The sequence below is a fragment of the Streptomyces sp. NBC_01445 genome, from assembly GCF_035918235.1.
Lineage (GTDB): Bacteria > Actinomycetota > Actinomycetes > Streptomycetales > Streptomycetaceae > Streptomyces.
In genome coordinates this window covers 9,224,791-9,250,877 of sequence record NZ_CP109485.1, presented here as the reverse complement: position 1 = coordinate 9,250,877, position 26,087 = coordinate 9,224,791, and the positions used below count along the sequence as shown (strand labels likewise).

Below are 26,087 nucleotides of genomic sequence, written 5' to 3'. Positions count from 1 at the left end.
GCAGTCATGTCGGACAGCAACACGCTCAAGTCCCAGTACTCCGCCCAGGTGGAGGCCGACATCGAGCGCAACGCCAAGGAACAGGAGCGCGTCGCCGCCGAGTTGGCCGCGCTTCAGGAGCAGCTCCAGACGCTGGACCACGACCGCACCCTGCTGGTGGGGATGCGCGAGGCGCTCTCAGGCCAAGGCACCGCAGCGGTGGCCGAGGAGGCACCGGTCGCGCCGAAGGCGGCGCCTCCCGTCGAACTCCCCAAGGCACGCAAGCCGAAGGGTGAGAGCGCGGCACCCAAGCAGCGCGCGAAGAAGGCGGCCGGCAAGAAGGACACCGCGAAGAAGGCACCCACCGTCGCGCAGCCCCGCACACCCGGTACCCCCACCCTGCGGGAACTCGTCCTGAACCTCATCACCACGAGCACCGAGCCGCGTTCGGCCGCCGAGGTCACCACGACGCTCGCCGGGACCCACCCGGAGCGCAAGGCCGGCGGCACGGTCGTGCGCAACACCCTCGAATCCCTCGTCGCCCGCGGTCAGGCCGAGCGCACCAAGCAGAACAAGTCCGTGTTCTACACCGCCCTTCCGGCGCCCGCCACCGCCGATGACGCCGCCGGCAAGAAGGACGCACCGGCGAACGCCTGAGACTTGGCGGACGCCGGGTGGAACAGCCACCGCTATCGTGCACCCTCATGGAACCCACCCCTGAGACGTACACGGCACTGGCGGCCCGCATCCGGGCGGCGCCACCGCGGTGCGGACCGGTCAGGCTCGTCGCCGTCGACGGCCCGTCGGGGGCGGGCAAGAGCACGTTCGCCGAGCGCCTGGCCGGGGCACTCGGCAGCGCGCGGATCGTGCACACGGACGACTTCGCCTCGTGGGACGACCCGTTGGGCTGGTGGCCCCGCCTCGAGGAGCAGGTGCTCCAGCCGTTGGGGAGCGGGGTGGCCGGCCGGTTCCAGCGCTACGACTGGGTGCGGCGCGAACTCGCCGAGTGGCACGAGGTTCCCGTCGGCCACGCCCTCGTCCTCGAAGGTGTGTCGACGGCGCGCCGAGCCGTCGCCGACCGTCTCGCCTGCGCCGTGTGGGTCGAGACGGGTCGGACGGTGCGTCTGCGCAGGGGCCTGGCCCGTGACGGTGAGGACGCGCTGCCGCAGTGGCGTGCGTGGATGGCCGCGGAGGACGAGCACTTCGCCCAGGACGGGACCCGGGAGCGGGCCGACGTGGTGGTCGACGGCAACCCGCGCACCGCGCCCGCCGATCCGGCGCACACCTACCTGCGACTGCAGTAACCACCCACCCCCGTAAGGGAGTTCAGGATCGGCCGGCCCGTGACGTGCGACGCGCCAGGATGTCCAGGACACGCTCGCCCCACCGGAGGTTCTCCTCCTCGAAGGAGCGGCCGCGCATCAACGTCAGGTACGGGCCGATGCGCTCGGCGTCGCGCAGGTACGTGTCCTCGTCGCGCCCGTCGAGGAGCCGCTCCCTGAGGCGTTCGTAGCGGGCCAGCTTGCCGCGCGCCCATCCCATGCGCTCCTCGACGAGCGCGCGTACGGCGTCCGGGTCCGCGCCGTCCGAAGCCTGGATCTTGACCATGAGTTCGTCGCGGATGGCGGTGGGCCTCGGCGGGGCGACGGCGAAGTCGTCCAGGGCGGCACGTCCCGCGTCGGTGAGCGTGAACATCCGCTTGTTCGGCCTGCGTTCCTGCGGCACGACCCGCGCCTCGACCAGGCCGTCCCCGGCGAGGCGCTCCAGTTCGCGGTAGAGCTGCTGCGGGGTCGCGGACCAGAAGTTGGCCACCGCCACGTCGAACACCTTGGCCAGGTCGTACCCGGACGCCTCGCCCTCCAGGAGAGCCGCGAGGACCGCGTGCTTCAGAGACATCTGGACACGCTAACACTTGCACGATTAATCTCGGCCGCACCTATTCAACAAATTGACTATGGAGCGCGCGCATGAAGGCATTCCGCAAGGCCGTGGAAGCGAACGACCCCGACGCCGTCGAGGCCCTCCTCGCCGAGAACGTCGTGTTCACCAGTCCGGTCGCCTTCCACCCGTACCCCGGCAGGGCGATGACCGCCGCGATCCTCCGGGGCGTCATGCGGGTCTTCGAAGACTTCCGCTACGTACGGGAGATCAGCAGCGCCGACGGACGCGACCACGCCCTGGTCTTCGTCACCCGCGTCGGCGACCGGGAGGTCAACGGCTGCGACTTCATCCACCTCGACGAGGACGGGCTCATCGACGACTTCACGGTCATGGTGCGCCCGCTGTCCGGCGCCGAGGCCCTCTCCGAGGCCATGGGAGCGCAGTTCGAGCGGATCCGGCAGGAGGCCGCGGGCGCGTAGCCGCGCCGCCGCTGTGAGGCCGGTGAGGGCTACCAGCCCCGGCCGGCCTCCAGGAGCTGGTCGCGGACGAGGGCGATGTGCGGGTTGTCCGGCGTTCCGGGGCGCTGGACGACGTAACCGGTGTTGAAGGGCGGGTCCTCCGGGTCGTGGAGGAGGACGAGAGCACCCGCCGCGAGCAGTTCGCGGCACAGGTAGCGGGGCAGCACGCTGAACCCGGCGCCGGCCGCTACGGCGGACACGACCCCGCGCAGGTCGGGCACGGTGACGGCGGCCTTGCAGGTCAGGCGTCTGCCGAAGACGTGATGCCAGTACCGGCGGACGATCGGGAGTTCCTCCGCGTACGTGATGAGCGGGACGGTGTGCAGCATCCCGGGCCCGTCGGTGGCGATCCGGTCCGGGCCGCCGATACGGTCCGCCCAGGCGGGCGCGGCGACCAGGACGAACTCCTCGTCGGCGAGAGGCACCGACGTCAAGTTGCGGCCGCGGGGCCGGGCGGTGGCGATGACGAGGTCGTGCCGGCCGGTGCGCAGCTCCTCCAGGAGCGGGTCGGTCAGCCCGGTGGTGACGCGCAGCCGCACCCCCTTCTCGACCAGTGGTGCCAGCGCCGGCAGGACGCAGTGGCACAGGATCTCGGCCGGTCCCGCGAGGTGGACGGGCTCGGCCGCGGCGTCGGTGCCGGGTCCGCCCTGTCCGGCGACGGCCGACAGGGCGTCGAGCGGGTCGACCACGCGGGACGCGAGCTCGTCGGCGAAGGGGGCGGGAGCGACGCCGCGCGGCAGCCGCTCGAACAGCTCGCGGTCCAGCTGCCGCTCCAGCGCACGGATCTGTGTGGTGACGGTCGGCTGTGACAGACCGAGGAGTCGCGCGGCCGCGGTGAAGGAACCCGACCGGTACACCGCGAGGAAGGTGCGGAGCAGATTCAGGTCCAGCGGGCCCGTGTGCGCCGTCCGGCCTATTCCCGGAGACCCATTCGAATCCCTATTTCTCATATTGGCCACCCTATTGGATTCCTATGGGAGACCCGCCCTACGGTCGGTGCCGTCGCCACACACTGACGATCTGAGCACAGAGCGTCAGACTTTCCGCGATCCGAACCCGTACTCCGGGCCCGCGGGCCCGCACCCTCGGAGCACTCACCATGTCGAAGATCCTTTTCGTAGTCACCGGCGCCACCTACTGGACGCTGGCCGACGGCACCCTGCACCCGACCGGCTTCTGGGCGGAGGAGGCCGTCGCCCCGTACGAATCCTTCAAGGCCGCGGGTTACGACGTCGTCGTGGCCACCCCCGGTGGCGTCGTCCCGACCGTGGACAAGGGCTCCCTCGCGCCCGAGTTCAACGGCGGCCAGGAGGGCGCGGACCGGGTGGCCGCGGCCCTCGCCTCCTTCAGCGAACTCCAGCACCCGGTCAAGGTGGAGGACGTGAACCTCGACGACTACGCGGCGGTGTTCTACCCCGGCGGCCACGGCCCCATGGAGGACCTCTCCGCCGACGCCGACTCGGGCAGGCTCCTCACCCTCGCCCTGGAGACGGGCAAGCCGCTCGGCATCGTCTGCCACGCCCCGGCCGCCATGCTCGCCGCGATCAAGGGCGACGGCTCCAACGCCTTCGCCGGGTACAAGGTGACCGCCTTCACCAACGCCGAGGAGACCCAGGCCGGCTTCGCCGACAAGGCGAAGTGGCTGCTCCAGGACCGCCTCGTCAACGCGGGCGTGGACTTCCAGGAGGGCGAGCCGTGGGCCCCGAAGACGGTCGTCGACCGCAACCTGGTCACGGGCCAGAACCCGTCCTCCGCCGCCCCGCTCGCGGCCGAGCTGCTCGAGAAGCTGGCCTGACGATGGGCGCCGACCGGCTCGACGAGGTCCTCGACGCCGCCTACGACTGCCTGACCAGGTACGGCGTTCGGCGCACCACGATGGACGACATCGCCTCCACCATGGGCGTGTCCCGGTCCGCGGTCTACCAGTACGTACGGAACAAGGACGACGCCTTCCGCCGGCTCGCCGAGCGTCAGCACACGCAGGCGCTGGGGCGGGCCCGGCGGGCGGCAGCCGAGGATTCTCCCCTCGCCGAGCGCGTCCGGGGTGTCCTGGCAGCCAAGCTCGACCTGGTCCTGCGCCTCGCCGGGGACTCGCCGCACTCCGCCGAGCTCCTCGACGCGAAGGCCCGGCTGTTCGCCGACATCTGCCACACGTTCACCGCGGACCTGCGCCGGCTGCTGACCGACCTGTTCACGGAGGCGGGCACCCCCGCCGCCGTGGAACCCGCCGAGGCCGCCGACATCTGCATCGCCCTGGTGGTCGGCCTGGAGTCGGTGTCCGACGCACGGCAGTTGTTCACCCCGGCCACGGACGCGCTGCTCGCAGGGCTCCTCGGCAGCCCCGTATCCGTATGCACCTCGCGGGTGACAACGCCCGGCGGGGCGCCGCCCGGATCCGCGACGCATCCCGCCTGACCGGCCACACTGTGCCCACCCCAGGCCACTGCCGCGTTCTTCCCCCACTCTGACGTCCCGCTCGACACCCGCCGAGCACCCCCTCGCAGGAGACCCCTCGTGACCGACATCGATGACCTTGTCGCCCGCCTCCGCGCCACCTTCGCCAGTGGCCGCACCAAGCCGCTCGCCTGGCGCAAGGAGCAGCTCACCCGGCTGCGCGCCATGTTCACCGAGCACCGTGGCGACATCGCGGACGCCCTGTACGCCGATCTGCACAAGCCGCGCGCCGACGCCTTCGCCACCGAAATCGACTTCCCCGTACGGGAGATCGACCACACCCTGAACCATCTCGACGAGTGGCTGCGCCCCCGGCCCGTGGCGTCCGGCGCCCTGGCGGGTCTGCCCGACGGATCGGCGGCCGGAACGCAGTACGACCCGCTCGGCACCGTCCTGATCATCGCGCCCTGGAACTACCCGGTGCAGCTGCTGCTGGTGCCGCTCGTCGGCGCGCTCGCGGCCGGCAACACCGTCGTACTCAAGCCGAGCGAGGTCACCCCGGCCACCTCCGCGCTCATCGCCCGCCTGGTGCCCGAGTACCTCGACAAGGAGGCCGTCGCCGTCGTCGAGGGCGGCATCCCCGAGACCACCGCACTGCTCGCCCAGCGCTGGGACCACATCTTCTACACCGGCAACGGAATGGTGGGCCGCATCGTCATGCGCGCCGCCGCCGAGCACCTCACCCCGGTCACCCTCGAACTGGGCGGGAAGTCACCGGTGTTCGTGGACCGCGACGTCGATCTGAACCGCGTCGCCGAGCGCCTCGCGGGCGCCAAGTTCCGCAACGCCGGCCAGACATGTGTCGCCCCCGACTATGTGCTGACCGACCCGGAGACCGCCTCCGAGCTCGCCGCCGCACTCGCCAAGGCGGTCGAGGCGATGTTCGGCACCGACCCGCAGTCCTCGGACGCGTACGGACGCATCGTCAACGAGCGGCACTTCGACCGGGTGTCCGCGCTGCTCGGCTCCGGGACGACGGCCTTCGGCGGGCAGACCGACCGTGACGACACCTACATCGCGCCGACCGTCCTCACCGGCGTGAAGCCCGACGAGCCGGTCATGCGGGAGGAGATCTTCGGCCCCGTCCTGCCCATCGTCGAGGTCGCCGGGCTCGACGAGGCGATCGAGTTCATCAACGACCGCGACAAGCCGCTCGCTCTCTACGGCTTCACGGCGAGCGAGGACACCCGGCGCCGCCTCACCGACGAGACGTCCTCCGGCGGCATCGGATTCGGTCTGCCGATGGCCCATCTCCGCGTCCCCGAGCTGCCGTTCGGCGGAGTCGGTGAGAGCGGTCTCGGCAGCTACCACGGCCCGCACTCCATCGCGACGTTCAGCCACCGCAAGGCCCGGCTCGACGTGCCGCTGGGCTGAACCGGCCGGGCGGGGCGGGTCTCGGCGCCCCGCCCCTCTCGCAGCCGCGAGCTGTGATCCTCATCTGCCCCCGCATACGCGAGTGTGTGGCAGTCATGTGGAGCTTCCCCGCACCGTATACACCGTCCGCCTCCCGCGCCCTAGGCTCCCCGGTTGATCAACTCAATCCGTGCGCCGGGAGGCACCCCATGGCAGAACAGAGCCGTTCGCCACGTGAACCCGCTCAACCCGATGGTCGTGGCGGTCCCGGACGGCGGCGGGTGCTCGCCTATCTGCTCGCCGCGCCGACGCTGGCGGTCGGTGCGCGCATCGGCCTGGATGCCGCCGGCAGTGAGTCCGCAGAAGCCGCGGTGCCTTCCGTGCCGCAGCCTGAGGAGCTCTTCGACCTCGGTGACATGCAGACCCTGGCGGCGGCGCCCACGTCCGGTCTGATCTCCGTCCAGGTGCACTCCGACGGGACGGCGTCGTTCGCGGTTCCGCGCGCCGAGGTGGGCCAGGGCATGACGACGGCGGTCGCCATGATGATCGCCGAGGAGATGGACCTCCCGCTGGCGAAGGTACGGGTGTCCCTGGCCGACGCACGCCCGGAACTCCTGATGAACCAGCTGACCGGCGGCTCCAACTCGATGCGCAGCATCTACCTCCCCGTCCGCTCCGCCGCGGCCGTCGCCAGGCAGCGGCTCGTCGCCACGGCCGCAGAGCAGTGGGGCGTACCGGAGTCCGAACTGGCCACGCGGGACGGCGTGATCACGCACGGCGCCACGAAGAGCGCGACCTACGGCTCGCTCGCCGAGGCGGCCGCCACCGCGCGCACCGTCACCGCCTCCGCCCACCTCAAGTCCACGTCCGACTTCACGATCCTGGGCACGCCGCAGAACCGTATCGACGCACGCGACATCGTGACCGGCGCCAAGAAGTTCGGCATGGATCTGCACGTGCCCGACGCCAAGCCGACGATGGTGCGCAGGCCGCCCACGGTCAACGGCACGGTGGTGTCCGTCGCGAACGCCGACGCCGTCAGGAACATGCCGGGCATCACCGATGTCGCGACCGTCGAGCACGGTGTCGCGGTTCGCGGCGAGACCTTCGGCCAGTGCATCGACGCGCTGCGGGCGCTCGACGTGACCTGGGGCCCCGGCACCGTGGACAAGGAGTCGGACGACACCGTCCTCGCCAAGCTCAGGGCCGCGGCGCTGCCCATGGTCGTACCGCCGCTCCTCACCAAGAAGATCGACGCCGAGTTCACCTTCGCGTTCGCCAGCAACAGCCCGCTGGAGCCGGACAACGCGATCGCCGACGTGCGCTCCGGCCGCGCCGAGATCTGGGCGAGCCTCAAGGTTCCGATCGTGGCGCAGCGCGACATCGCCGACCGGCTCGGGCTGCCGCAGACGGCTGTCACGGTGCATGTGGTGGAGGGCGGCGGTTCGTTCGGGCGGCATCTCTTCCACGACGTGGCCGCCGAGGCCGCGGAGATCTCGCAGAAGATGGGCAAGCCGGTCAAGCTGTCGTGGTCACGGACCGACAACTTCCGGCAGGGCAGGACCCATCCGATGTGTGTCTCGCGCGTGCGCGCCACCTACGCGCTCGGCAACGTCGTCAGCTACGAGCAGCGTCACACCAGTTCGCAGACCGACTTCGGGCACGGGCTCGGAGAGATGATCACGTCGACGGCGGCGAAGCTGCCCGTGGCCGGCAACCTCACGTTCGCCGAGACCATCTTCCAGCTGACCCAGTCCACGCCGTACAACTTCGGTGTCACCACGCAGCTCCTCAACGAGGTGCCGCTGAAGTTCAACACCGGCAGCATGCGCAACATCTACTCGCCCAACGTGGCTTGCGCGCGCGAGCTCGTCGTCGACCAACTGGCCGCGAAAATGGGCAAGGATCCCGTCGCCTTCCGCCGCGAGTTCCTCAAGGAGAAGCGGCTGCGCGCCGTCCTCGACAGGGCGGCCGAGGCCGGGGAGTGGGGCAGGTCGCTGCCCGCAGGTGTCGCACAGGGGATCGCCCTGCACACGGAGTACCGCGGCGCGGTCGCCTCGCTCGTCGAGATCGACTGCCGGCCCGAGACGGTGAACCGCAAGGTCAGGGACGGTGTCACCGGCCCGCGCGTGACCCGCGCCCTGATGGTCGTCGACGCCGGATTCGCCATCAACCCCCGTGGTCTGGAAGCCCAGATGATGGGCGGGATGAACGACGCGCTCGCGATGGCCCTCACCTCCAGCCTGCACATCAAGGACGGCATCCCGCTGGAGGGCAGCTGGGACCACTACTTCTACACGCGGCAGTGGAACACCCCGCCCGAACTGCGGGTCATCGTCATGCCGTCCACCGGTGACAAACCCTCAGGGGCGGGCGAGCTGGGTGTCGCGCCCGCGTTCGCCGCCATCGCCTGTGCCTACGCGCGCGCCACGGGCACCCTGCCGACGAGCTTCCCGATCAACCACGCCACCCTCTCCTTCGACCCGCTGCCCCTCGAACCGTCCACGCCCCAGTCCCCCACCGACGGTCTCGACCGCGCCTTCTGAGGAGCCCCGCCATGCCCAGTCACACCTTCAAGCTCAACGGCGAGCAGATCACGGTCGAGGCCGAGGACGACGTACGGCTGCTGTGGGTCCTGCGCGACCTGCTCGGCGTCACGGGACCCAAGTACGGCTGCGGCCTCGGCGTGTGCCAGGCCTGTACGTCGCACATCAACGGCAAGGCGTTCAACCCGTGTTCGGTGCCGGTGTCCAAGATCGGCCCCGAGGACGAGGTCACCACCATCGAGGGTCTGCCCGCCACGGTGGGCAAGGACCTCCACCCGATGCAGGAGGCCTGGCTCGACCTCGATGTCGCGCAGTGCGGGTACTGCCAGCCGGGCCAGATCATGACGGCCGTCGCCAAGGTCCGGCGCGCGGCGGAGGCCGGCCGCGACATCACCGACGCGGACCTCGACGAGATCCGCAACATCTGCCGCTGCGGCACGTACACGCGTATCCGCGAGGCCATCAGGACGGGCGCGAAGAACATGTGAACGCCCGTCGTGCGCCGCCCCGGCGAAAGGTCCTAGGTCAGCGGCCGGGGAGGTGCGGGTCCTCTGCCGACGTCGCGTACGAGATCCAGGCCGAGTACCCGGTCCACATAGGCGAAGGTCTCGAAGAGCGCTCCGGCCGGAGCGTCCCCGGAGTGCTCCAGGCGGTGCAGCGTGCGCAGCACCCCGGGCAGGTCGAGGTCGTCCTCGAGGCAGTCGCGAATGCTGTCGCGGGCGGGTCCCGGCATGGGACGGGACGGGCTGTCCGCCCAGGTGGCCACCGCGTGCCGCCACCGCAGAAGCGTGTGATGGGCGGCGGACACCGACGCGGGTGCGAGGCGCAAGGGCTCCGTGCGCGGCTCGGTCAGGAGCGCGAGGCGCAGGGCCAACGGGTCGTCGGCTCGGTCCGCGACACCGTCGGCGGCGTGGGCGTCGCCGACGGCGAGCCGGATGACGTCCCCGTTCGCCGCGTCCTCATTCGGTCCCACACGGACGGCGAACGGACCGCCCAGCTCGCTCTCCACACCCCGCTCGTCCCCGTGCGCGGCGGCCGGGTGCATGCCGAGGTCGGCGGCCCGCGCCTGGAGCGCCGCGCGCCGCGCGTCGGCCCCGTCCGGGCAGATCAGCCCTGTGTACGCGATGGTTCCGGACAGCTCCAGTACGCGGGTCAGGACGTCGGCGACGAGCATCGCCCGTACGTCGGAAAGCGCCTCGCCGCCCTCGGGGAGGGCTACGGGCACGCCGATGCGCACCACGCTCCGGTGCATCACCGGAGCGACAGGAAGGCCCGAGCAGGCATCGACGAGGCGCAGCATGGCGCGAAGCCTATGCGCAACTCCCTCCGCCCGCCGAGACGTGCGGCCGAATCCGGACCTCGCGCGTCGCGGATCGGGGGTCCGCGACCGGCGTTCAGCCCCAACTGGCCGACAACGTCGGCGTGTTGGCGGGGCGGTCACGGGCGGCAGAGCCTGACGCCGGTGACGGCCGGCAGGAGTACGGCCGCGCCGGAGGGGCGCTCACAGGGCGCTCCACGACATCTCCATCCAACGCGGCCACACCCACGACCGCGGCGAAGACGCCGTCCCCTGCGGCCCGGCGCGACGAGATCGGCCACGACTGCTCGCAGAGTGGCCTCCTGCACACCGGTCGCCGCACCCCACACCAGAGCGCCGAGCACGACCGGGGCGAGGGAGTCGGTGAACGCGAGCGCGGGCACCGCAGCCGAGAGGACCGGCAGGACGATCAGCACCCCTCCTGTCACGGCGCCGACGACGGCCGCGGACGCGCCGAGCAAGGCGAGGAGGGGGCCGGTGACCGAACGGGCGCCCTCGTAGGCGAAGTCGGCGAGGAGGCTGACCGTGCCGAACCGGACCATGAGCTGACCGTGCCGAACCGGACCATGAACCGCCAGGGCCTCATCCCTGTCGCCTCTTGGGTCATCCGGCCTCCTCCCCGCCGCCTTTCGGGTAAGCCGGCGGCGCCCCGGCCGATGAATCCGCGCCGCGTGGGGAGTCTCCCCTTCGACCCCACACTCGAGAAGGTGGATCGATGACCAGCTTGCAGGACATTTTCGCGCCGCACGTCCGCGACGGTTCGCTGCCGGGGGCGGTGGCGCTGGTGGCCCGTGGTGACCGGGTCGAGGTGGAGACCGCCGGTTCGGCCGCCCTCGGAGGCAGTACTCCGATGGCCCGGGACTCGATCTTCCGCATCGCCTCGATCACCAAGCCCATGGTCGCCGCGGCCGTGATGATGCTGGTCGACGAGGGGCGGATCGCGCTGAACGACCCGGTCGACCAGTGGCTTCCCGAGATCGCGAAACCGGTGGTGGTCTCTGCGCCGGACGCTCCGGTCGACGACGTGGTCCCCGCGGCCCGGCCGATCACGGTGGCCGATCTCCTGACGTTCCGCGCGGGCTGGGGCTTCCCGTCCGACTTCTCGCTGCCGGCGGTGCAGTCGCTGTTCGGGCTGCAGAAGAACGGCCTCTCCCCTCAGCTCGTCCCGCCGCCCGACGAGTGGATGGCGCACCTCGCCCGCATCCCGCTGCTCAACCAGCCGGGTGAGGCGTGGCTGTACAACACGTGCTCGGACATCCAGGGAGTGCTGATCTCCCGGGTGACGGGGAGCACGCTGCCGGACTTCCTGGCTGAGCGCGTCTTCGAGCCGCTCGGGATGACCGACACCGGATTCGAGGTGCCGGCCGGCAAGCTCGACCGGTTCACCACGTCCTACCGCCCGCGCCCGGAGGGCGGCCTCGAACTCGCGGACGCTCCCGACGGGCAGTGGAGCAGCCTGCCCGAGTTCCCGTCCGGCGCGGGCGGGCTCGTCTCGACCGTCGACGACTGGCACGCCTTCGCCAGGATGCTGCTCGCGGAAGGGGTCGCGGGCGGCAGGCGTCTCCTGTCGGCCGACGCGGTACGGCAGATGACGACAAATCACCTGACGGCCGCTCAGCGCGAAGCCAGCGGCCTGTTCACGGAGGGGCAGGGCTGGGGCTTCGGCGGCTCGGTCGACGTGGCGCCCGACAATCCGTGGAACGTCATGGGCCGCTACGGCTGGGTCGGCGGCACCGGAACGGCGGCGTATCTCGTCCCGTCCACGGGCGCGGTCAGCATCCTGCTCACGCAGGTGGAAATGACAGGCCCCACCCATCCCGCGCTGATGCGCGACTTCTGGCGGTACGTGGCCGCCGAGACCGCCTGACCGTCAGGCGAGACCGAACGCGTCGGCCAGCATGTCGATCTGGGCCGCGAGCAGCGTGCCGCCACCGTGGCCCATCCCCGCGAACTGACCGGACACCTCAAGGCTGATCGCTCCATGAAGGTGGGACCAGGCGAGCACCGCCCCGGCGAGGGCGGTGCCCGCCTCCTCGCCGTGCGTGGACTCGCCGGCATGCTGCTGCACCCACTCGGCGACCGAGGTGTCCCGGCCGGCCCATGCCGTCATCTCCTCGACGAGCGACTGAGCCGCCTCCGAGGCGCGCGCCCCCTCGAACGCGGTGAGGAACGGGCCGAGTACGGCGCGGGCGCTGTCGAGCGTGTCGGCCGGGGCCGTGTACCCGGGCACGGGCGTGCCCTGGATCAGCAGGTAGCGGTGCGGCTGCTCGGTCGCCCAGGAGCGGCAGGCGTCCGCGAGCCCGTGCAGCCGGGCGCGGGCCGTGGGCGCCTTCGCGGGCCAGGTCCCGGCGACCGCGGTGACAGCGGCGGCGAGGTCGGCGTACGCGTCGCGGATCAGCTCGGTCAGGAGCGCGTCCCGGCTGTCGAAGTAGCGGTACAGGGCCGGGCCCGACAGACCGACCTGCTTGGCGATCCGGGTCAGGGCCACGGCCGCAGTGCCGCCCTCGGCGAGCTGCGCGAGGGCGATGTCCTTGATCTCCGCGCGCGTCTGCTCGCGGTAGCGGGCCCTGGGGGTCCGGGCGGCCTCGGCCACGGTGGCTGCTCCTCTGAACTACTGACGGCTGACCGCTGGACGAATCAACTGCGTGACTCAGCCTAACGACAGTTCCGGAGCATAACGACGGCAGGCCACCCAGGACCTTGCCACACACCAACACTTCAGTTACGGTCTCTAACTAAAGCAATACACAATCACCCGCTGAGAGGAAAGCATCATGACTGCCACCGCACACGGATCCCACACCGTTCTCGGCTCGGGCCCCGCAGGGACCGCGCTCGCCCAGGAGCTGGCCGGCCGAGGCCACGCCGTGCGGCTCGTCGACCGCAAGGGTGACGGCCCCGCCCTCGACGGGGTGGAGCGGTTCGCGGCCGACGTGAGCACCCTCGAAGGCGCGCGGGTCGCTGTCACGGGAGCCGACGTCGTCCACCACTGCGTCAACGTCGGCTATCACCTCCAGGTCGAGGTGATGCCCCGCATCACGAAGGCGATCCTGGGCGCCGTACAGGAGACGGGCGCGCGGCTCGTCGTCCTCGACACCCTCTACCCCTACGGGGAGACCAAAGGCGAGGTGATGACCGAGAGCACCCCGTGGAACGCGACGTCACGCAAGGGGCGGATGCGGGCCGAGCTCGACGGGGAGTACCTCGCGGCCCACCAGGAGGGCCGGGTCAGGGTGGCGCTCGCCCGCTCGGCGGACTTCGTCGGCCCGGGCGTCATCAACTCCTCGCTCGGCGCCACCGTCTTCCCGGGCGCGCTGACCAGCGGCGAGGTTCTCGGCCTCGGCGACATCGACCTGCCGCACAGCTACACGTACATCGGCGATGTCGCCTCGGGGCTCGCGACGCTCGGCGAGCGGACCGACGGCGACGGGCGCGTATGGCACCTGCCGACCGCGCCGGCGGTCAGCACCCGCGAGATCCACCGCTTGATCGAGGCGCGCGTCGGACGCCCGCTCAGCGCGACGATCCTCGACGAGGCCCGCCCCTTCGGCCCCTTCGACGAGGTCTTCATGGCCGAGTACGCCGAGATGTTCTACCAGCACACCGAGCCGCAGATCGTCGACTCCGCCGCTTTCGAAGCGGCCTTCGGTGTGCACCCCACACCGCTCGGCGAGGTCCTGGACCGCACCCTCGCGTGGTACAGCGAGTGGCTCGCCGCGCAGTGACGGGCCTGCCGTTCAGTGCGAGATCGAGTCGATCAGCTCACGCGCTCCCTGCCGCAGCAGGGCCACGGCGACCGAGGTTCCGAGGGTCGCGGGGTCGAGAGGGCCGGCCCACTCGTGAGCGTTGAGCACGGTCTTCCCGTCCGGGGTGAACACGCAGGCCCGCAGCGACAGATCACCGCTGCGCTCCGCCCTGGCGAACCCGGCGATCGGGCTGTTGCAGTGCCCCTGGAGGACGTGGAGGAACATGCGCTCCGCACTCGCCTCGCGGTGGGCGTCGGGGTCACCGAGCCCGGAGATCGTGTCGATCAGGTCGGTGTCGCCCTCACGGCACTGAAGAGCCAGGATCCCTGCGCCGATCGGCGGGCACATGACCTCGGGCGACAGGACCTCTGTGATCACGTCCGTACGCCCGATGCGTTCGAGGCCGGCGGCGGCCAGGAGGAGCGCGTCGGCGTCGCCCGCCGCGAGCTTCTCCAGGCGCCGGTTCGCGTTGCCTCGCATCGGCACGCACTCGAGGTGCGGGTACGCGGCGGAGACCTGGGCGATGCGGCGCACGGACGAGGTGCCGATCCGCGTACCGGACGGGAGTTTGTCGAGCGTCAGGCCGTCCGGATGGATGAGGGCGTCCCGGATGTCGTCCCGCTTGAGGAACGCGGCGAACACCGTTCCCGCGGGCAGGGGCCGGTCGGCGGGCACATCCTTGACGCAGTGCACCGCGAGGTCGGCCTCACCGGCGAGCAGCGCGGCGTCGACCTCCTTGGTGAACGCCCCCTTCCCCTCGACCACGGACAGGTCACCCATCCACTTGTCGCCGGTCGTCTTGACGGGGACGACCGAAGTGCGGATTCCCGGGTGCAGGGCGGCCAGTTCGGCACGTACGCGCTCCACCTGGGCCAGTGCCATGGGCGAGTCGCGGGAGACGATGCGGATCAGTTCAGGGGCGGACATGGCCTCCACGATAGAGGGTCACGCCCGCCCGTCCGACGCGTGTTCAGCCACCGGCCGTGAACTGGTCGCCCGTCACGGTGACCTTCCGGCCGACCGGCGTGTCGGACGACGTGCTGCTCAGGCAACTGCCGGACGCGGGATCGGTGACGGTGGGGAGGTTTCCGGTGTACTTGTTCCCGCCCTCCGTCCCGACAGGTCTGCCATAGGTGACGGTCACCTGCTGCGAGCAGCCCGCCGTCAGATACGGCTCGATGAACCCCTGGTCGGCGGACTTGAACCGGCCGGACGCGACGGGGAGCCTGAAACTGCCGATGTGCGCCACGTCGGCACCGGTCTCGGTGTTGACGACCTCACCGTTCATCAGCTGCGTCGTACCGTCGTCGCTCACCCGTGAGAGCTTGACGGCATACATCGTGCCCTTCGTGTAAGGGAATTGGACGGCGCAGCTGACGCCCGCGCCGCCGTCGGCGCCGTACTTGCAGTGGCTGTCCGTGGTGGTGGCGTTGGGGTTGAAGGAGCTGAAGATGGCCTGGAGGGTGGGCTTTCCGTCGACGGCCGGCTTCGGCTGGAAGCCCGCGTACGGCCGGGTCCCGCTCTCCAGGGTCGTGTAGTACGCGAAGTAGATGCCGGACGCGTCGGGGGCTGACTCGAACGACATCGGCAGGGTCAGCTCGGTGACGGGCGTCGGTGCGCCCGTCGTCCAGCGGACGGTGGGCGTCGAGGCCCAACTCTCGCCCGCCGCACCCAACGTGAGCAGTACGGCGGCTCCGGCGGCTGTGGCCAGACGTAGCGGCTTCATCGGATACCTCCGTGGATACCCCGCCCTTCAGGGCGGAGAGGAATCGGACTCCTGCGGAGCAGTGCCGCGGGCTGGGATTCGCCGCCAGGGCGGATCACAGTGCTCTGACCCGCAGGTTGGAACTTCACGTGTGGTGACGCTAGTTTGTGAGCGTGACTACGAGCCATGTGAAGCGGGCGTTCAAGTACCGCTTCTATCCGACGGATGCGCAGGCAGCGGAGCTGTCGCGCACGTTCGGATGCGTGCGCAAGGTCTACAACATGGCGCTCGCCGCCCGGACCGAGGCGTGGGCGCGGCAGGAGCGGGTCAACTACAACCAGACCTCCGCGATGCTGACAGCGTGGAAGAAAACCGAGGAACTGGCCTACCTGAACGAGGTCTCCTCGGTCCCGCTCCAGCAGGCGCTGCGGCACCTGCAAGGAGCGTTCACCCACTTCTTCGGCAAGCGGGCCAAGTATCCGCGCTTCAAGAGCCGGAAGAAGTCGCGGAAGTCCGCCGAGTACACCACCTCGGCATTCCGTTTCCGGGACGGTGAGTTGCGGCTCGCGAAGATGTCCGAACCGCTGAACATGGTGTGGTCCCGGCCCCTGCCCGAGGGCAGTAGCCCCTCTACCGTGACCGTCAGTCAGGACGCGGCCGGGCGCTGGTTCGTCTCCCTGCTGTGCGAGGACCCCAGCGTCAAGCACCTGCCCACCAAGGATGCCGCGGTCGGCATCGATGCCGGTCTCGACCACCTCCTGACCCTCTCGACGGGCGAGAAGATCGCCAACGCGAGGCACGAGCGGCGCGACCGGGTCGCACTTGCGAAAGCTCAGCGCAGGCTGGCGAAGAAGGCCAAGGGCGACGGCGCCAACCGGGCCAAGGCCCGGCGCAAGGTCGCCAGGATCCATGCGCGGATCGCCGACCGCAGGCGTGACGCGCTCCACAAGATCACTACTCGTCTCGTGCGTGAGAACCAAACGCTCGTGATCGAGGATCTGACCGTGCGCAACATGGTCAAGAACCGGAAACTGGCCCGCGCCATCAGCGATGCCGCATGGTCTCAGTTCCGTAGCATGCTGGAGTACAAAGCCGCCTGGTACGGGCGTGAGGTGATCACCGTCGACCGGTTCTTCCCCTCGTCCAAGCTGTGCTCCACCTGCGGTGCCTTGCAGGACAAGATGCCTCTGCACGTTCGCACATGGACGTGCGACAGCTGCGGCACGACCCATGACCGGGACGTGAACGCGGCGAAGAACCTTCTGGCCGCCGGACGGGCGGTTGCAGCCTGCGGAGCTGGTGTAAGACCTCAACGGAGTTCTCCGGGCGGGCAGTCGGCGATGAAACAGGAAATCTCACGGCGCGAGCCGTAAGAATCCCCTCCCTTCAGGGAGGGGAGCGTCAACGTCTCTCCTCGTACTCGTCGTCGGACTGCGGACTGCGGACTGCGGACTGCGGACTGCGGACTGCGGACTGCGGACTGCGGACTGCGGACTGCGGACTGCGGACTGCGGACTGCGGACTGCGGACTGCGGACTGCGGACTGCGGACTGCGGACTGCGGACTGCGGACTGCGGACTGCGCGACAGCATGTAAGCGTTTGCTGTCCGCTCGCAAGAGGGCTCGGAATGTTTCTGTCTTTTACTATGGCGGCGCCGATTTGACGGGTAGTAACCGCTCACATCGGCAAGGCGGTCCCGCACGCCCCGTACCGGCACACGAAAGGCGAGAAGTCCGTGGACACGAGCCAGGCCCGGCACACCGACGGCGACCTCACGGTCCGTAAGGGAGGGGCCGAGCTCATTGACCGCCTCGCTCCCCTCTGGCTCGCGCTGCACGCCCATCACCAGTCCGTGCAGCCCGGGTTCACCTACTTCCCCGACGAGGACTCCTGGGAGCTGCGCCGCGGCTGCTACCGGCGCTGGATCCTCGACGAGGGCTCGTTCGTGCTGCTCGCCGAACGGGACGGGCAGCCCGTCGGGTACGCCTTCGTACAGATCGAGGAAGGCCCGGACGACACCTGGGTGACCGGCACCCGCATCGCCGAGCTCCAGACGCTGTCCGTCCTGCCGGCCGAGCGCGGCCACGGCATCGGCACCCTCCTGCTCGACCTGGTCGACGCCGAACTGGACCGCATGGGCGTCACCGACCTGCTCATCGGCACGCTGGCCGCGAACACGGGGGCGCAGCGCCTCTACGAACGCCGGGGCCTGCGGCCGGTGTTGGTGTACTACGCCCGGTTCGCCGCGGACGACGCGAAGCCGGCGTAGGAGCTCATCCCTCGCTGGGCCGTGCCCGCACGTGGAGCCGTTCGCCCTGGGGGCCGAACAGGGAGAGGAACTCGACCGGGTACGTGCCGGCGTTGGCGAAGCCGTGCGGGGTGCGTGTGTCGAATTCGGCGGCCTCACCGGCCGTGAGGATGAGGTCGTACTCACCAAGGGCCAGGTGCAGGCGGCCGGTGAGCACGTAGAGCCACTCGTAGCCCTCGTGCGTGTTCTGCTCGGGCCGCACCCCCTCGCCGAGTTCGCGCACCGGCATGATCTGTTTGTAGGCGTGCAGGCCGCCCAGGTGCCGGGTCAGCGGGATGTAGGTGTGGCCGTTGCGGGTGATGGGGCGGGGGTGGATCCGCGGGTCGCCCGTGTCGGGTGCGCCGACCAGCTCGTCGAGCGCCACATGGTGGGCCTTGGCCAGCGGCAGCAGCAGTTCCAGCGTGGGCTTGCGCTGCCCGGACTCCAGGCGCGAGAGGGTGCTCAGCGAGATGCCGGTCTGCTCGCTCAGCCGGGCCAGGGTCGTGCCGCGCTCGTTCCGCAGGGCCCGCAGCCGAGGCCCCACGCCGGCCAGGACCGGGGTGAACTCGTCGTCGCTCATGCCTCGATTTTGCTCTTACGGCAAAGAACTTTGTCAACCGGGACAGGACCGGCGCAGGCTCGGTAACGAACGGAGGCAATCCCATGAGCAATCAGCTGGGCAAGCAGATGGAGCCGATGATGAGCGTTCACCCTTCGCGTGACGAGCGGCGCTACGACGTCGTGGTGATCGGCGGTGGCGCCGCCGGGCTGAGCGGGGCCTTGACTCTGGGGCGGGCGCGCCGGTCGGTCCTCGTGATCGACGCGGGCGAGCCGCGCAACGCCCCGGCCGACGGCGTGCACAACTACCTGGGCCGCGAGGGCACACCTCCCGGCGAGCTCGTGTCCACCGGCCGCGACGAGGTCCGCCGGTACGGCGGGGAGATCGTGGCGGGCCGCGTCGTCACGGCCGAGCGGGACGGCGACGGGTTCCGGGTCGTGCTCGACGACGGCGGCGCCGTGTGCGCCGCCCGGATCCTGGTCACGACGGGCCTGGCGGACGAGCTGCCGCAGGTGCCGGGCCTTGCCGGACTGTGGGGTTCTGACGTCCTGCACTGCCCTTACTGCCACGGCTGGGAGGTCCGCGACCAGGCGGTCGGCGTCCTCGGTACGGGACCGGCCGCGGTGCACCAGGCCCTGATGTGGCGGCAGTGGAGCAAGAGCGTCACCCTCTTCCTGCACACCGCGCCCGAGCCGACCGACGAGGAGTACGAACAGCTCGCCGCCCGCGGGATCAGCGTGGTCGACGGCACGGTGGCCGCGCTGGAGAGCGAGAACGGCCGGCTGGCCGGAGCCCGCCTGGAGCGCGGCACGCTCGTGCCGGTCCAGGCCCTGGTGGTCGCGCCCCGGTTCACCGCGCGCGCCGGCTTCCTCGGCTCGTTGGGGCTCGAACCGTCCGAGCAGGAGATGAACGGCATGGTCATCGGCACGCGCATCCCCGCCGGTCCCACCGGCCAGACGGCGGTTCCCGGGGTGTGGGCGGCGGGCAACGTCACCGAGCTGACCGAGCAGGTCATCGGCTCGGCCGCCGCGGGACTGCGCGCGGCCGCGGCCATCAATGCCGATCTGATGGCGGAGGAGACCCGTGCCGCCGTCGAGGCGCGGCGCGCCGACTTCTCCGGGTTCTCACCGGAGGCCGAACGCCAGGTGTGCGAGCGGGTACTCGGCAGCCGGCGTCACGGCCTGTGACGCGGAGGCCCTCCCGAGCCGTGACGCCCTGAGCCGCGCGGTGCGGCCCACGTCCCGTCGTCCTGGTCAGAGTGCGAGCATGCGCTCGGTCAGATGGGCGGCCACGTCGGTGTCCGCGGCGAGGACGACGCGGCAGCGGGCGCCGGGCTGGTCCGGGAAGCCCTGGTGGGCGCCGCGCAGGTCGCAGATGGTCTGGCCGCGGCCGGGTCCGTCGGTGTCGTCCACGGTCACGTGCACGCGGGGGGCGAGGCTCGCCACGACGCCGCCGGTGGCGACGGCGGCGGCCAGCGGGTCGTGCGCGGCGCAGCAGGGGCGGCCGAACGTCTGGACGTAGAAGGCGAAGTAGACGTCGAGCATCTCGCCGAGTGCGCGCGCCATGGGACGTTCCGACTCCAGGAGCTGCGTGCGGTGCGACTCCTCGAGGGTGTGCGAGAGGGTCACGTCGAGGGGGACGAGGGTGATGTCCCACGGCGCATCGAGGACCGCGTTGGCCGCTTCGGGGTCGTTGTAGATGTTCGCCTCGGCGACGGGCGTGACGTTCCCGGAGACGAGTCCGGCGCCGCCCATGATGGTGATGTCCTGTACCAGGGACGGGAGTTCGGGGTCGAGCTTGAGGGCGGCCGCGATGTTCGTGAGGGGGCCGGTGGTCAGGAGCCGCAGGCGGCCCTCGTGGGCGCGGGCCAGGCGGACGATCATCTCGGGGCCGCTCTCGGCCTCGGGGGCGGCCTGGGCGTCGGCCACTTCGATGTCACCGATGCCGTTCACGCCGTGGATGTGGGGGACGCCGCCGGGGAACGTGCCGGCGAGCGGGTCGTGCTCGCCGACGGCGACGGGTATCTCGGGCCGTCCGGCCAGTTCGAGGAGCGCGAGGGTGTTGCGGGCGGCCTGCGTCGAGTCGACGTTGCCGCTGACCGTGCCGATGCCGACGAGGGAGATCTCGGGCGAGGCCAGGAGGTAGGCCAGGGCCATCGAGTCGTCGATGCCGGTGTCGCAGTCGAAGTAGAGCGGCTGCGGTGCGTTGTTCATGGGGTTCTCGACTTCCTTGTGCACGTGCGGGTTCGGGTTCGGGGAGGCCAGGGTGTCAGGAGTGGCCGGTGCGGTGTTCGGAGAGGTCGGGGTGTCACTCGTGGTCGGTGCGGGGCACCGCGATGCAGAGGCTGGTCCCGAGGGCGAGGACGGTGATGGCGACCGAGATCCACAGGGCGGTGGCATAGCCGCCTGCCGTGGCGCGGGCGGCGTACGGGGCGACGATGCCGATACCGAGGCCCGCGCCGATGCCGAACGCGGCGCCGTTCAGACCCGGGAGCCCCGCTGCTCGTCCTCACCCAGACCGCGCAGCACGGCGGCCGGCCGGCGTATCTCGCGAAGTACATCGTCCGCGCCGGGGAACGGCTCTCGATCAACCAGCCGCCGCAGTCGTAGGACGCTCGCCGGGGAGCGCGTCCGGGTCAGGGCCGTCAGCCACCGCCCATCCCGCCCTGCGCCGCCACCATCGTCATGCCGAGACCGCCGACCGCCTTGCCCAGGCCGGGGGCCACGGCGTCGAGCCGTGCCGTCAATTCCGCGATGCGGTCCTTGCGGGCGCGGGCATCCGATCGGGAGACGACCGACCGGATGCCGCCGGCGGCGGCCAGGGCCACCAGCGCGGCGTCGGCGGGCGCGATCCGCGCGGCCGGCTCGACGCCGTGCAGCAGCCCGGCCGCCGTGGCCTGGAGGGAGGTGACCGCGGAGGCGTCCCGCACCGTCACCTCACGGCGGGACCGGCCGAAGGACTTCTTCTCCTCGACCGCGAGGACCCCCTCGGCGACGAGCCGGTCCTCGACCGCGTGCAGCGTCTCCTTGCGGTCGTGCTTGATCCAGGACTTCCAGCCGCGCCGGTCGCGCGCGACATGGCTGAGCGTCAGGTCGAGGACCGGGTCCCCGGTCGGTCCCGGCGTCGCGACCGACACGTCGCCTCCGGAGCCGACGAGGTTCCCCCGGATCGCCAGCTCGGCCAGGACGGCGGCCCGGATCAGGAACCCCGTCCTCGTGCGGTCGTAGAGGCCGTGGGCGGAGGTGTCGTAGGCCGTGAGATAGATCCGGCCGTACAGAGTCTGCGTCATGGCATCGACGCTACGGCGAGCATGACCGTGAGTGATCCGCCCAGCGGGTGGAGCGGCGCTGCGCCCAACGGATGAGCCGGCCGGGCTCTCATCCGGAAGGGCGCTCACGCCACTGGGGTCCCGGCGGACGTCAGGCGCTCTCCTTGACGTAGGCCTCAAGGCAGTCGGCGAGCTCGATCGGGTGACTCAGTGCCGCCAGATGGCCGCCCGGCACCTCGTCGGGGGTGATGCCCAGTCGGTCCTCCGCCACCCGGCGCTGGAAGTCGGCGGGGAAGAAGCGGTCGTCGCGGCCGGTCACCACCCGCGTCTCCACCGCCGGCCACACGTCGAGGGTGAACGGCGTGGCGAAGGCCGCCGCGGACTCGTCCTGGTTGTGCTCCGCCGACGCGTCGATCAGCGTCTGCGACAGGTCGTGCAGGAAGTACGTCTCCAGGTCGGTCTCCGCGTCGGGGTCGCGGCCCTCACGCACGTCGTTCGCGCGGCGGGCCTCTTCCTGGCCGGTGTGGGCCCACCACTCCCCCGGTGTCTCGCCGGGCCGCGGGATCATCCCGTTGACGAGTACGAGGAGCGACACGGGCAGGCGGGGGCACACCAGCGGCGCGGTGAACCCGCCGAGGGACTGCCCCACGACCACCAGGTCGGTCCGGTCACCGACCGCGTCGACAACCGTGTCCACGTACTCCGGAAGACCCGCCCGGGTGTCGTCTCCGGGGAGGTCCACGGAGACGACGTCCCACCCCCTGCGCATCAGCTCGTCACCGACCCCGTGCCAGTACCAGGCCGAGCCGCCGGCTCCAGGGATCAACACGTACGTGGTCATGGTGCACCCTCCACGATGGGACCGTCCGTCTTCTGTGTGACCGCCGTGCGCACGACGGTCCTCTCTCTGACTCTCGGTCCCCGCGGAACTCACCGCATGTCGGCAGGCCGCTCCTTGGACTCGAACGGGAAGCGGCGGCGGAAGTCGTCGGCCGCGTCCTCCAGGGTGCAGAAGGAGACTCCCTCGTGGGCGGAGACGTAGGCGATGAAGCGCTCCAGCATCAGCAGCACCTGGGGGCGGCCCGAGACGTCCGGGTGCAGGGTCACCGGGATGACCGCGTAGTCGAGCTCGCGGTGGACCCAGTCGAACTGGTCCTTCCAGTCCTGTTCGAGCGCGCGCGGCGACACATAGCCGTGGCTGTTGTGGGAGTGCTTGTTGAACATCATGGGCGGGAGGTCGTCCACGTACCAGTTGCCGCAGAACTCGACGAGGTCGACCTCGTGGCCGTGGATGAGGGGCTTCATCCAGTCCTTCGCCTCGCCGGAGTAGTCGATCTTCGTCCAGGAGTCGCCGACGCGGGCGTAGAACGGGGTGAAGTCGCGGTAGTTCTGCGAGTGGTCGTAGGAGAAGCCGTACTTGTGGAGCAGCGCGGCGGTCGACTCGGACATCTCCCACCAGGGGGCGACGTAGCCCTTGGGCCTGCGACCGGTGAACTGCTCGATCAGTTCGACGGACTTCGCGAGGACGTCCTCCTCCTGCTGGGGGGACATCGCGATGGGGTTCTCGTGGCTGTAGCCGTGCGCGCCGATCTCGTGGCCCGCCTCGACGATCATGCGGGTCTGCTCGGGGAACGTCTCGATCGAGTGACCGGGGATGAACCACGACGTGCGGATGCCGTGGCGTTCGAACAGCTTGAGCAGGCGCGGGGTGCCGATCTCTCCGGCGAAGACGCCGCGCTGGATGTCGTTCGGGGAGTCCTCGCCGCCGTAACTGCCGAGCCAGCCGGCGACGGCGTCGACGTCGACTCCGAGGGCGATCTTGATGTCCTTCATGGGGGCAGCTCCTAGGTCACAGGGCGGTGCGGATACGGGTGACGGCGTCGTCGAGGGCGGCGGTGTCGGTGGGCGTCCAGTCGCGTTCGGCCAGACTGTGGACGGAGATCCAGCCGGTCATGGCTCCGCCGGTCTCTACGGGGGCGAGCATCTGGGCCTGCACCCCGTAGACGTCGATGAGGGCCTGCGGCGGGTGTGGGTGCTCGTGGAAGTGGGGCTGGATCAGCGGCTTCCGGTGCTGTTCGAGCCACACGACGGTGTTCAGGTTGCGCTGGTCGAGCGACGCGTCGCGGCGGATCGGGCGGACGCCGGGGCGCAGCGCCTCTCCGGCGGTGAGGTCGACGTGGAGGCCGAGCTCGGGCAGGTCGACGCGGAACGTGGTGCGGTCGGCGCCGGTCGCGGCGAGGAGGCCGTTCAAGGTGTCCTGGATCAGGGCCCGCAGGCTGCCCGAGCGCAGCAGGTCGCCGTGGCCGGTGAGGCGGGGGGCGGCGCCCGCGAGGTCGAGGGCCTTCCAGAGGGTGACGGTGACCGAGTCCAACACCGGTATGCGCAGGGCCCCTTCGAGTCGTTCGGCCTCTCCGGCGCCGCGCACGTTCGTGCAGAGGACGGCCACGGCGTGCGTGTCCTCCTCGGCGGCCTGCTCGATCTGCCGGGCGATGTCGGTGGCGGGGATACGGGCGAAGGCCTCGTTGTCGTCCTCGCCGAAGGGCTCCGCGAAGGAACAGGTGATCCCCTCCTTCGCGTATGTGTCGACGATCCGTTCGCACACGTCCCGGGTGTAGGGCAGCGCGAGTCCGAGCCGGGTGACTCCGTACGCGGCGCAGGCGTCGAGGAGGGCGAGCGTGGAGGTGGTGGCGCGGATGCCGGTCTCGGCGGTGATCGCGGCGGCGAGTGCGCGGTCGCGCTCGATACCGAGCCAGGAGCCCGACGTGCCGTTCCACGCGATGACATCGACCTTGGCGTCGGCGAGCTGTCGGGCCGCGGCCAGCATCGGGCCGGGGTCGAACTGGGCGTCACTGTCCCCGTCCAGGGCTATCCGGGTGACCGGGACGCGCGCGAAGTGGGCGGTCGCGGCGTCGGTGCCGTGCAGGAGGGCGTAGGTCTCCGGCTCCAGGGCGGTGTTGGACGACGGGGTCAGCATCCCGAGGCGGGGTGGCGTGTGACTGGTCATCGGGTGGCGAGCCTCCTTGAGTAGTCGATGACGAGGGACGAGACGGTGAACAGGACGCCGGCGCCGACGAAGTAGAGCAGGGCCCAGGTGTAGGAGCCGGTGCCGCCGACGATGAATCCGACGGCGATGGGCGTGACGATTCCGGCGATGTTGCCGGAGAGGTTCATGGCGGCGCCGACGACGCCCGCGTTGGCCCGGCCGCCGAGGATCGAGGGCAGGGACCAGTAGAGGCCGGCCCAGCGCAGGAAGAAGAGCACGCCGGAGAGCAGCGCGACCGCGGTGAGGGCGTCGGGTACGAGGACGACGCCGAGGAGCCCGGCGACGACCGCGGCGCCTGCGATGCCCATCAGCGTGCGCATCACGCGGTTGGCTCCGGCGCCGGTGGCCTGCCAGCGGTCGGAGATCCAGCCGCCGGTCAGCTCGCCCACGAAGCCCGCGCCGAAGATGGCGAGGGTGGACCAGCCGATGGTCTTGATGTCGAAGCCCTTGGTCTCCGAGAGGTAGAGCGGGCCCCAGGTGAGGATGCCGTAGAAGACGCCGTTGAAGCCCATCCAGCCCAGGCACATGCCCCAGAACGAGCGGTACCTGAGATAGGCGCGGAGGCGGGCGCGCCGGTCGGTGCCGGCCGCGGCGTCCTCGGCGGCGTGGGCGCGGTCGATGTAGTCGGCCTCCGCCGCGTTGACGCCACGGTGGGCGCGCGGGGTGTCGCGCAGGAACCACAGGGCGAAGAAGCCGATGGCCGCGGTGAGGACACCGGCGACGACGAAGCTGATGCGCCAGCTGCCGGTCCAGGCGATGAGTCCGGAGATGGCGATGCCGCCGAGCGCGGAGCCGAGCGGTGCGCCGCCGTCCATGAGGACGGCGCCTCGGCCGCGTTCCTTCGCGGGCAGCCAGTTGGCGTTGAGTTTGCCGCCGGCGGGCATGACCGGTGCCTCTACGGCGCCGAGGAGCAGGCGGAACCCGAGGAGGGAGCCGACGCCGGTGGCCGCGCCGGTGAGTCCGGTCGCGACGCCCCATCCGACGCAGGCGCCACCGGCCATGTAGCGGGGCCCGAAGCGGTCGATGAGCCAGCCGCTGGGGATCTGCATGAGCGCGTACGTCCAGAAGAACGCGCTGAGGACGAAGCCGGTGACCTCCTTGGAGAGGTGGAGGTCCTCGGTGATGAGGGGCAGCGCCACGGAGACGGAGCCGCGGTCGATGTAGTTGAGGGCCACGACGGCCAGGAGAAGGACGAACACTTTCCAGCGGGTGCGGGTGGGCCGGGCGGCGGGGGCGGGCCCCGCGTCGGCCCCGGTTCTTTCATCTGTGCTGTGTACGGGGTTGACCTGCGACATGGCGGACCCTCGATTCGGCAGACTTCGGGTACGTGCTGACGTGCAACTTCCGCGCTATGGCATACCAAACAATGAAGGGAACCCCAGGGCCTCGTCAAGCGTTTGGTATACCGTAAGAGCAACTTTTCGGGGAG

Annotated in this window: 27 protein-coding genes; 13 read left to right on the top strand and 14 right to left on the bottom strand. The window is 70.7% G+C overall.

Annotation, left to right across the window (positions count from 1 at the left end; genetic code table 11):
- The first annotated feature begins 6 nt into the window (after window positions 1–6).
- Together OG574_RS42180 and OG574_RS42175 are read left to right on the top strand one after the other, a co-directional pair.
- Window positions 7–636, top strand: coding sequence for a hypothetical protein (locus OG574_RS42180; protein ID WP_326777525.1), 630 nt, complete (start codon window positions 7–9; stop codon window positions 634–636).
- Between the two features lie 47 nt (window positions 637–683).
- Window positions 684–1,283: a uridine kinase family protein gene (locus tag OG574_RS42175; RefSeq protein ID WP_326777524.1), complete on the top strand. Its 600-nt coding sequence runs from the start codon at window positions 684–686 to the stop codon at window positions 1,281–1,283.
- A gap of 22 nt (window positions 1,284–1,305) precedes the next feature.
- Here the strand turns inward: OG574_RS42175 and OG574_RS42170 are convergent, their stop codons facing one another.
- A complete protein-coding gene (locus OG574_RS42170; RefSeq protein WP_326777523.1) occupies window positions 1,306–1,875 on the bottom strand; it encodes a PadR family transcriptional regulator in 570 nt (189 codons plus the stop codon).
- A 71-nt stretch (window positions 1,876–1,946) separates the two neighbouring features.
- On the opposite strand from OG574_RS42170, the gene OG574_RS42165 reads away from it, so the two are divergent.
- A complete protein-coding gene (locus OG574_RS42165) occupies window positions 1,947–2,339 on the top strand; it encodes a nuclear transport factor 2 family protein (protein ID WP_326777522.1) in 393 nt (130 codons plus the stop codon).
- Window positions 2,340–2,368: 29 nt separating this feature from the next.
- On the opposite strand, the gene OG574_RS42160 is transcribed toward OG574_RS42165, so the two are convergent.
- On the bottom strand, window positions 2,369–3,328 hold the full coding sequence (locus OG574_RS42160) for a LysR family transcriptional regulator (protein WP_326777521.1): 960 nt from the start codon (window positions 3,326–3,328) through the stop codon (window positions 2,369–2,371).
- 149 nt (window positions 3,329–3,477) lie between these two features.
- Here OG574_RS42160 and OG574_RS42155 point away from each other — a divergent pair, with 149 nt between their 5' ends.
- The 5 genes from OG574_RS42155 (at window position 3,478) to OG574_RS42135 (ending at window position 9,219) form a co-directional block, all read left to right on the top strand.
- A complete protein-coding gene (locus OG574_RS42155) occupies window positions 3,478–4,173 on the top strand; it encodes a type 1 glutamine amidotransferase domain-containing protein (RefSeq protein WP_326777520.1) in 696 nt (231 codons plus the stop codon).
- A 2-nt stretch (window positions 4,174–4,175) separates the two neighbouring features.
- Entirely contained in the window at window positions 4,176–4,793 is a 618-nt protein-coding gene (locus tag OG574_RS42150) for a TetR/AcrR family transcriptional regulator (RefSeq protein WP_326777519.1), read from the top strand.
- Between the two features lie 99 nt (window positions 4,794–4,892).
- Window positions 4,893–6,206 (top strand): aldehyde dehydrogenase family protein, encoded by a 1,314-nt coding sequence (locus OG574_RS42145; protein WP_326777518.1) that lies wholly within the window; start codon window positions 4,893–4,895, stop codon window positions 6,204–6,206.
- A gap of 188 nt (window positions 6,207–6,394) precedes the next feature.
- Window positions 6,395–8,731 carry a molybdopterin cofactor-binding domain-containing protein gene (locus tag OG574_RS42140; protein WP_326777517.1) on the top strand — a complete coding sequence of 779 codons (2,337 nt, stop codon included), beginning with the start codon at window positions 6,395–6,397 and terminating at the stop codon, window positions 8,729–8,731.
- 11 nt (window positions 8,732–8,742) lie between these two features.
- A complete protein-coding gene (locus OG574_RS42135; protein WP_100594586.1) occupies window positions 8,743–9,219 on the top strand; it encodes a (2Fe-2S)-binding protein in 477 nt (158 codons plus the stop codon).
- Window positions 9,220–9,251: 32 nt separating this feature from the next.
- Here OG574_RS42135 and OG574_RS42130 read toward each other — a convergent pair whose 3' ends face one another.
- Complete coding sequence (locus OG574_RS42130; protein ID WP_326777516.1) at window positions 9,252–10,031, bottom strand: hypothetical protein; 780 nt, start codon at window positions 10,029–10,031, stop codon at window positions 9,252–9,254.
- A 137-nt stretch (window positions 10,032–10,168) separates the two neighbouring features.
- On the bottom strand, window positions 10,169–10,591 hold the full coding sequence (locus tag OG574_RS42125) for a hypothetical protein (protein WP_326777515.1): 423 nt from the start codon (window positions 10,589–10,591) through the stop codon (window positions 10,169–10,171).
- Window positions 10,592–10,764: 173 nt separating this feature from the next.
- Between OG574_RS42125 and OG574_RS42120 the strand changes: the two genes are divergently transcribed.
- Window positions 10,765–11,916 carry a serine hydrolase domain-containing protein gene (locus OG574_RS42120; protein ID WP_326777514.1) on the top strand — a complete coding sequence of 384 codons (1,152 nt, stop codon included), beginning with the start codon at window positions 10,765–10,767 and terminating at the stop codon, window positions 11,914–11,916.
- Between the two features lie 3 nt (window positions 11,917–11,919).
- On the opposite strand, the gene OG574_RS42115 is transcribed toward OG574_RS42120, so the two are convergent.
- The gene (locus tag OG574_RS42115; protein WP_326777513.1) at window positions 11,920–12,642 is read right to left on the bottom strand and encodes a TetR/AcrR family transcriptional regulator; all 723 of its coding nucleotides are present in this window, start codon (window positions 12,640–12,642) and stop codon (window positions 11,920–11,922) included.
- 181 nt (window positions 12,643–12,823) lie between these two features.
- Between OG574_RS42115 and OG574_RS42110 the strand changes: the two genes are divergently transcribed.
- On the top strand, window positions 12,824–13,774 hold the full coding sequence (locus tag OG574_RS42110; protein WP_326777512.1) for an NAD-dependent epimerase/dehydratase family protein: 951 nt from the start codon (window positions 12,824–12,826) through the stop codon (window positions 13,772–13,774).
- A 12-nt stretch (window positions 13,775–13,786) separates the two neighbouring features.
- Here OG574_RS42110 and hemC read toward each other — a convergent pair whose 3' ends face one another.
- The gene (hemC, locus tag OG574_RS42105) at window positions 13,787–14,722 is read right to left on the bottom strand and encodes a hydroxymethylbilane synthase (protein WP_326777511.1); all 936 of its coding nucleotides are present in this window, start codon (window positions 14,720–14,722) and stop codon (window positions 13,787–13,789) included.
- A 43-nt stretch (window positions 14,723–14,765) separates the two neighbouring features.
- Entirely contained in the window at window positions 14,766–15,521 is a 756-nt protein-coding gene (locus OG574_RS42100; protein WP_326777510.1) for a hypothetical protein, read from the bottom strand.
- Window positions 15,522–15,673: 152 nt separating this feature from the next.
- Here OG574_RS42100 and OG574_RS42095 point away from each other — a divergent pair, with 152 nt between their 5' ends.
- Both OG574_RS42095 and OG574_RS42090 read left to right on the top strand, forming a co-directional pair.
- Window positions 15,674–16,873, top strand: a complete 1,200-nt coding sequence (locus OG574_RS42095) for an RNA-guided endonuclease InsQ/TnpB family protein (protein WP_326777509.1) — start codon at window positions 15,674–15,676, stop codon at window positions 16,871–16,873.
- Window positions 16,874–17,236: 363 nt separating this feature from the next.
- Window positions 17,237–17,770, top strand: coding sequence for a GNAT family N-acetyltransferase (locus tag OG574_RS42090; RefSeq protein ID WP_326777508.1), 534 nt, complete (start codon window positions 17,237–17,239; stop codon window positions 17,768–17,770).
- Between the two features lie 4 nt (window positions 17,771–17,774).
- On the opposite strand, the gene OG574_RS42085 is transcribed toward OG574_RS42090, so the two are convergent.
- Window positions 17,775–18,368, bottom strand: a complete 594-nt coding sequence (locus OG574_RS42085; protein WP_100594595.1) for a helix-turn-helix domain-containing protein — start codon at window positions 18,366–18,368, stop codon at window positions 17,775–17,777.
- A gap of 119 nt (window positions 18,369–18,487) precedes the next feature.
- Between OG574_RS42085 and OG574_RS42080 the strand changes: the two genes are divergently transcribed.
- Window positions 18,488–19,534, top strand: a complete 1,047-nt coding sequence (locus OG574_RS42080) for an NAD(P)/FAD-dependent oxidoreductase (RefSeq protein ID WP_442816948.1) — start codon at window positions 18,488–18,490, stop codon at window positions 19,532–19,534.
- Between the two features lie 66 nt (window positions 19,535–19,600).
- On the opposite strand, the gene OG574_RS42075 is transcribed toward OG574_RS42080, so the two are convergent.
- From OG574_RS42075 to OG574_RS42050, 6 genes are all read right to left on the bottom strand, one after another.
- Window positions 19,601–20,560, bottom strand: a complete 960-nt coding sequence (locus OG574_RS42075; protein ID WP_326777507.1) for a nucleoside hydrolase — start codon at window positions 20,558–20,560, stop codon at window positions 19,601–19,603.
- Window positions 20,561–20,991: 431 nt separating this feature from the next.
- A complete protein-coding gene (locus OG574_RS42070; protein ID WP_326777506.1) occupies window positions 20,992–21,636 on the bottom strand; it encodes a GOLPH3/VPS74 family protein in 645 nt (214 codons plus the stop codon).
- Between the two features lie 130 nt (window positions 21,637–21,766).
- Complete coding sequence (locus OG574_RS42065) at window positions 21,767–22,456, bottom strand: alpha/beta fold hydrolase (RefSeq protein WP_326777505.1); 690 nt, start codon at window positions 22,454–22,456, stop codon at window positions 21,767–21,769.
- Between the two features lie 89 nt (window positions 22,457–22,545).
- Window positions 22,546–23,448 (bottom strand): polysaccharide deacetylase family protein, encoded by a 903-nt coding sequence (locus OG574_RS42060; protein WP_326777504.1) that lies wholly within the window; start codon window positions 23,446–23,448, stop codon window positions 22,546–22,548.
- 16 nt (window positions 23,449–23,464) lie between these two features.
- A complete protein-coding gene (locus OG574_RS42055) occupies window positions 23,465–24,619 on the bottom strand; it encodes a maleate cis-trans isomerase family protein (protein ID WP_326777503.1) in 1,155 nt (384 codons plus the stop codon).
- Window positions 24,616–25,953 carry an MFS transporter gene (locus OG574_RS42050; RefSeq protein WP_326777502.1) on the bottom strand — a complete coding sequence of 446 codons (1,338 nt, stop codon included), beginning with the start codon at window positions 25,951–25,953 and terminating at the stop codon, window positions 24,616–24,618. Before OG574_RS42050 ends, OG574_RS42055 begins: the two co-directional genes overlap by 4 nt.
- Between the last annotated feature and the right edge of the window lie 134 nt (window positions 25,954–26,087).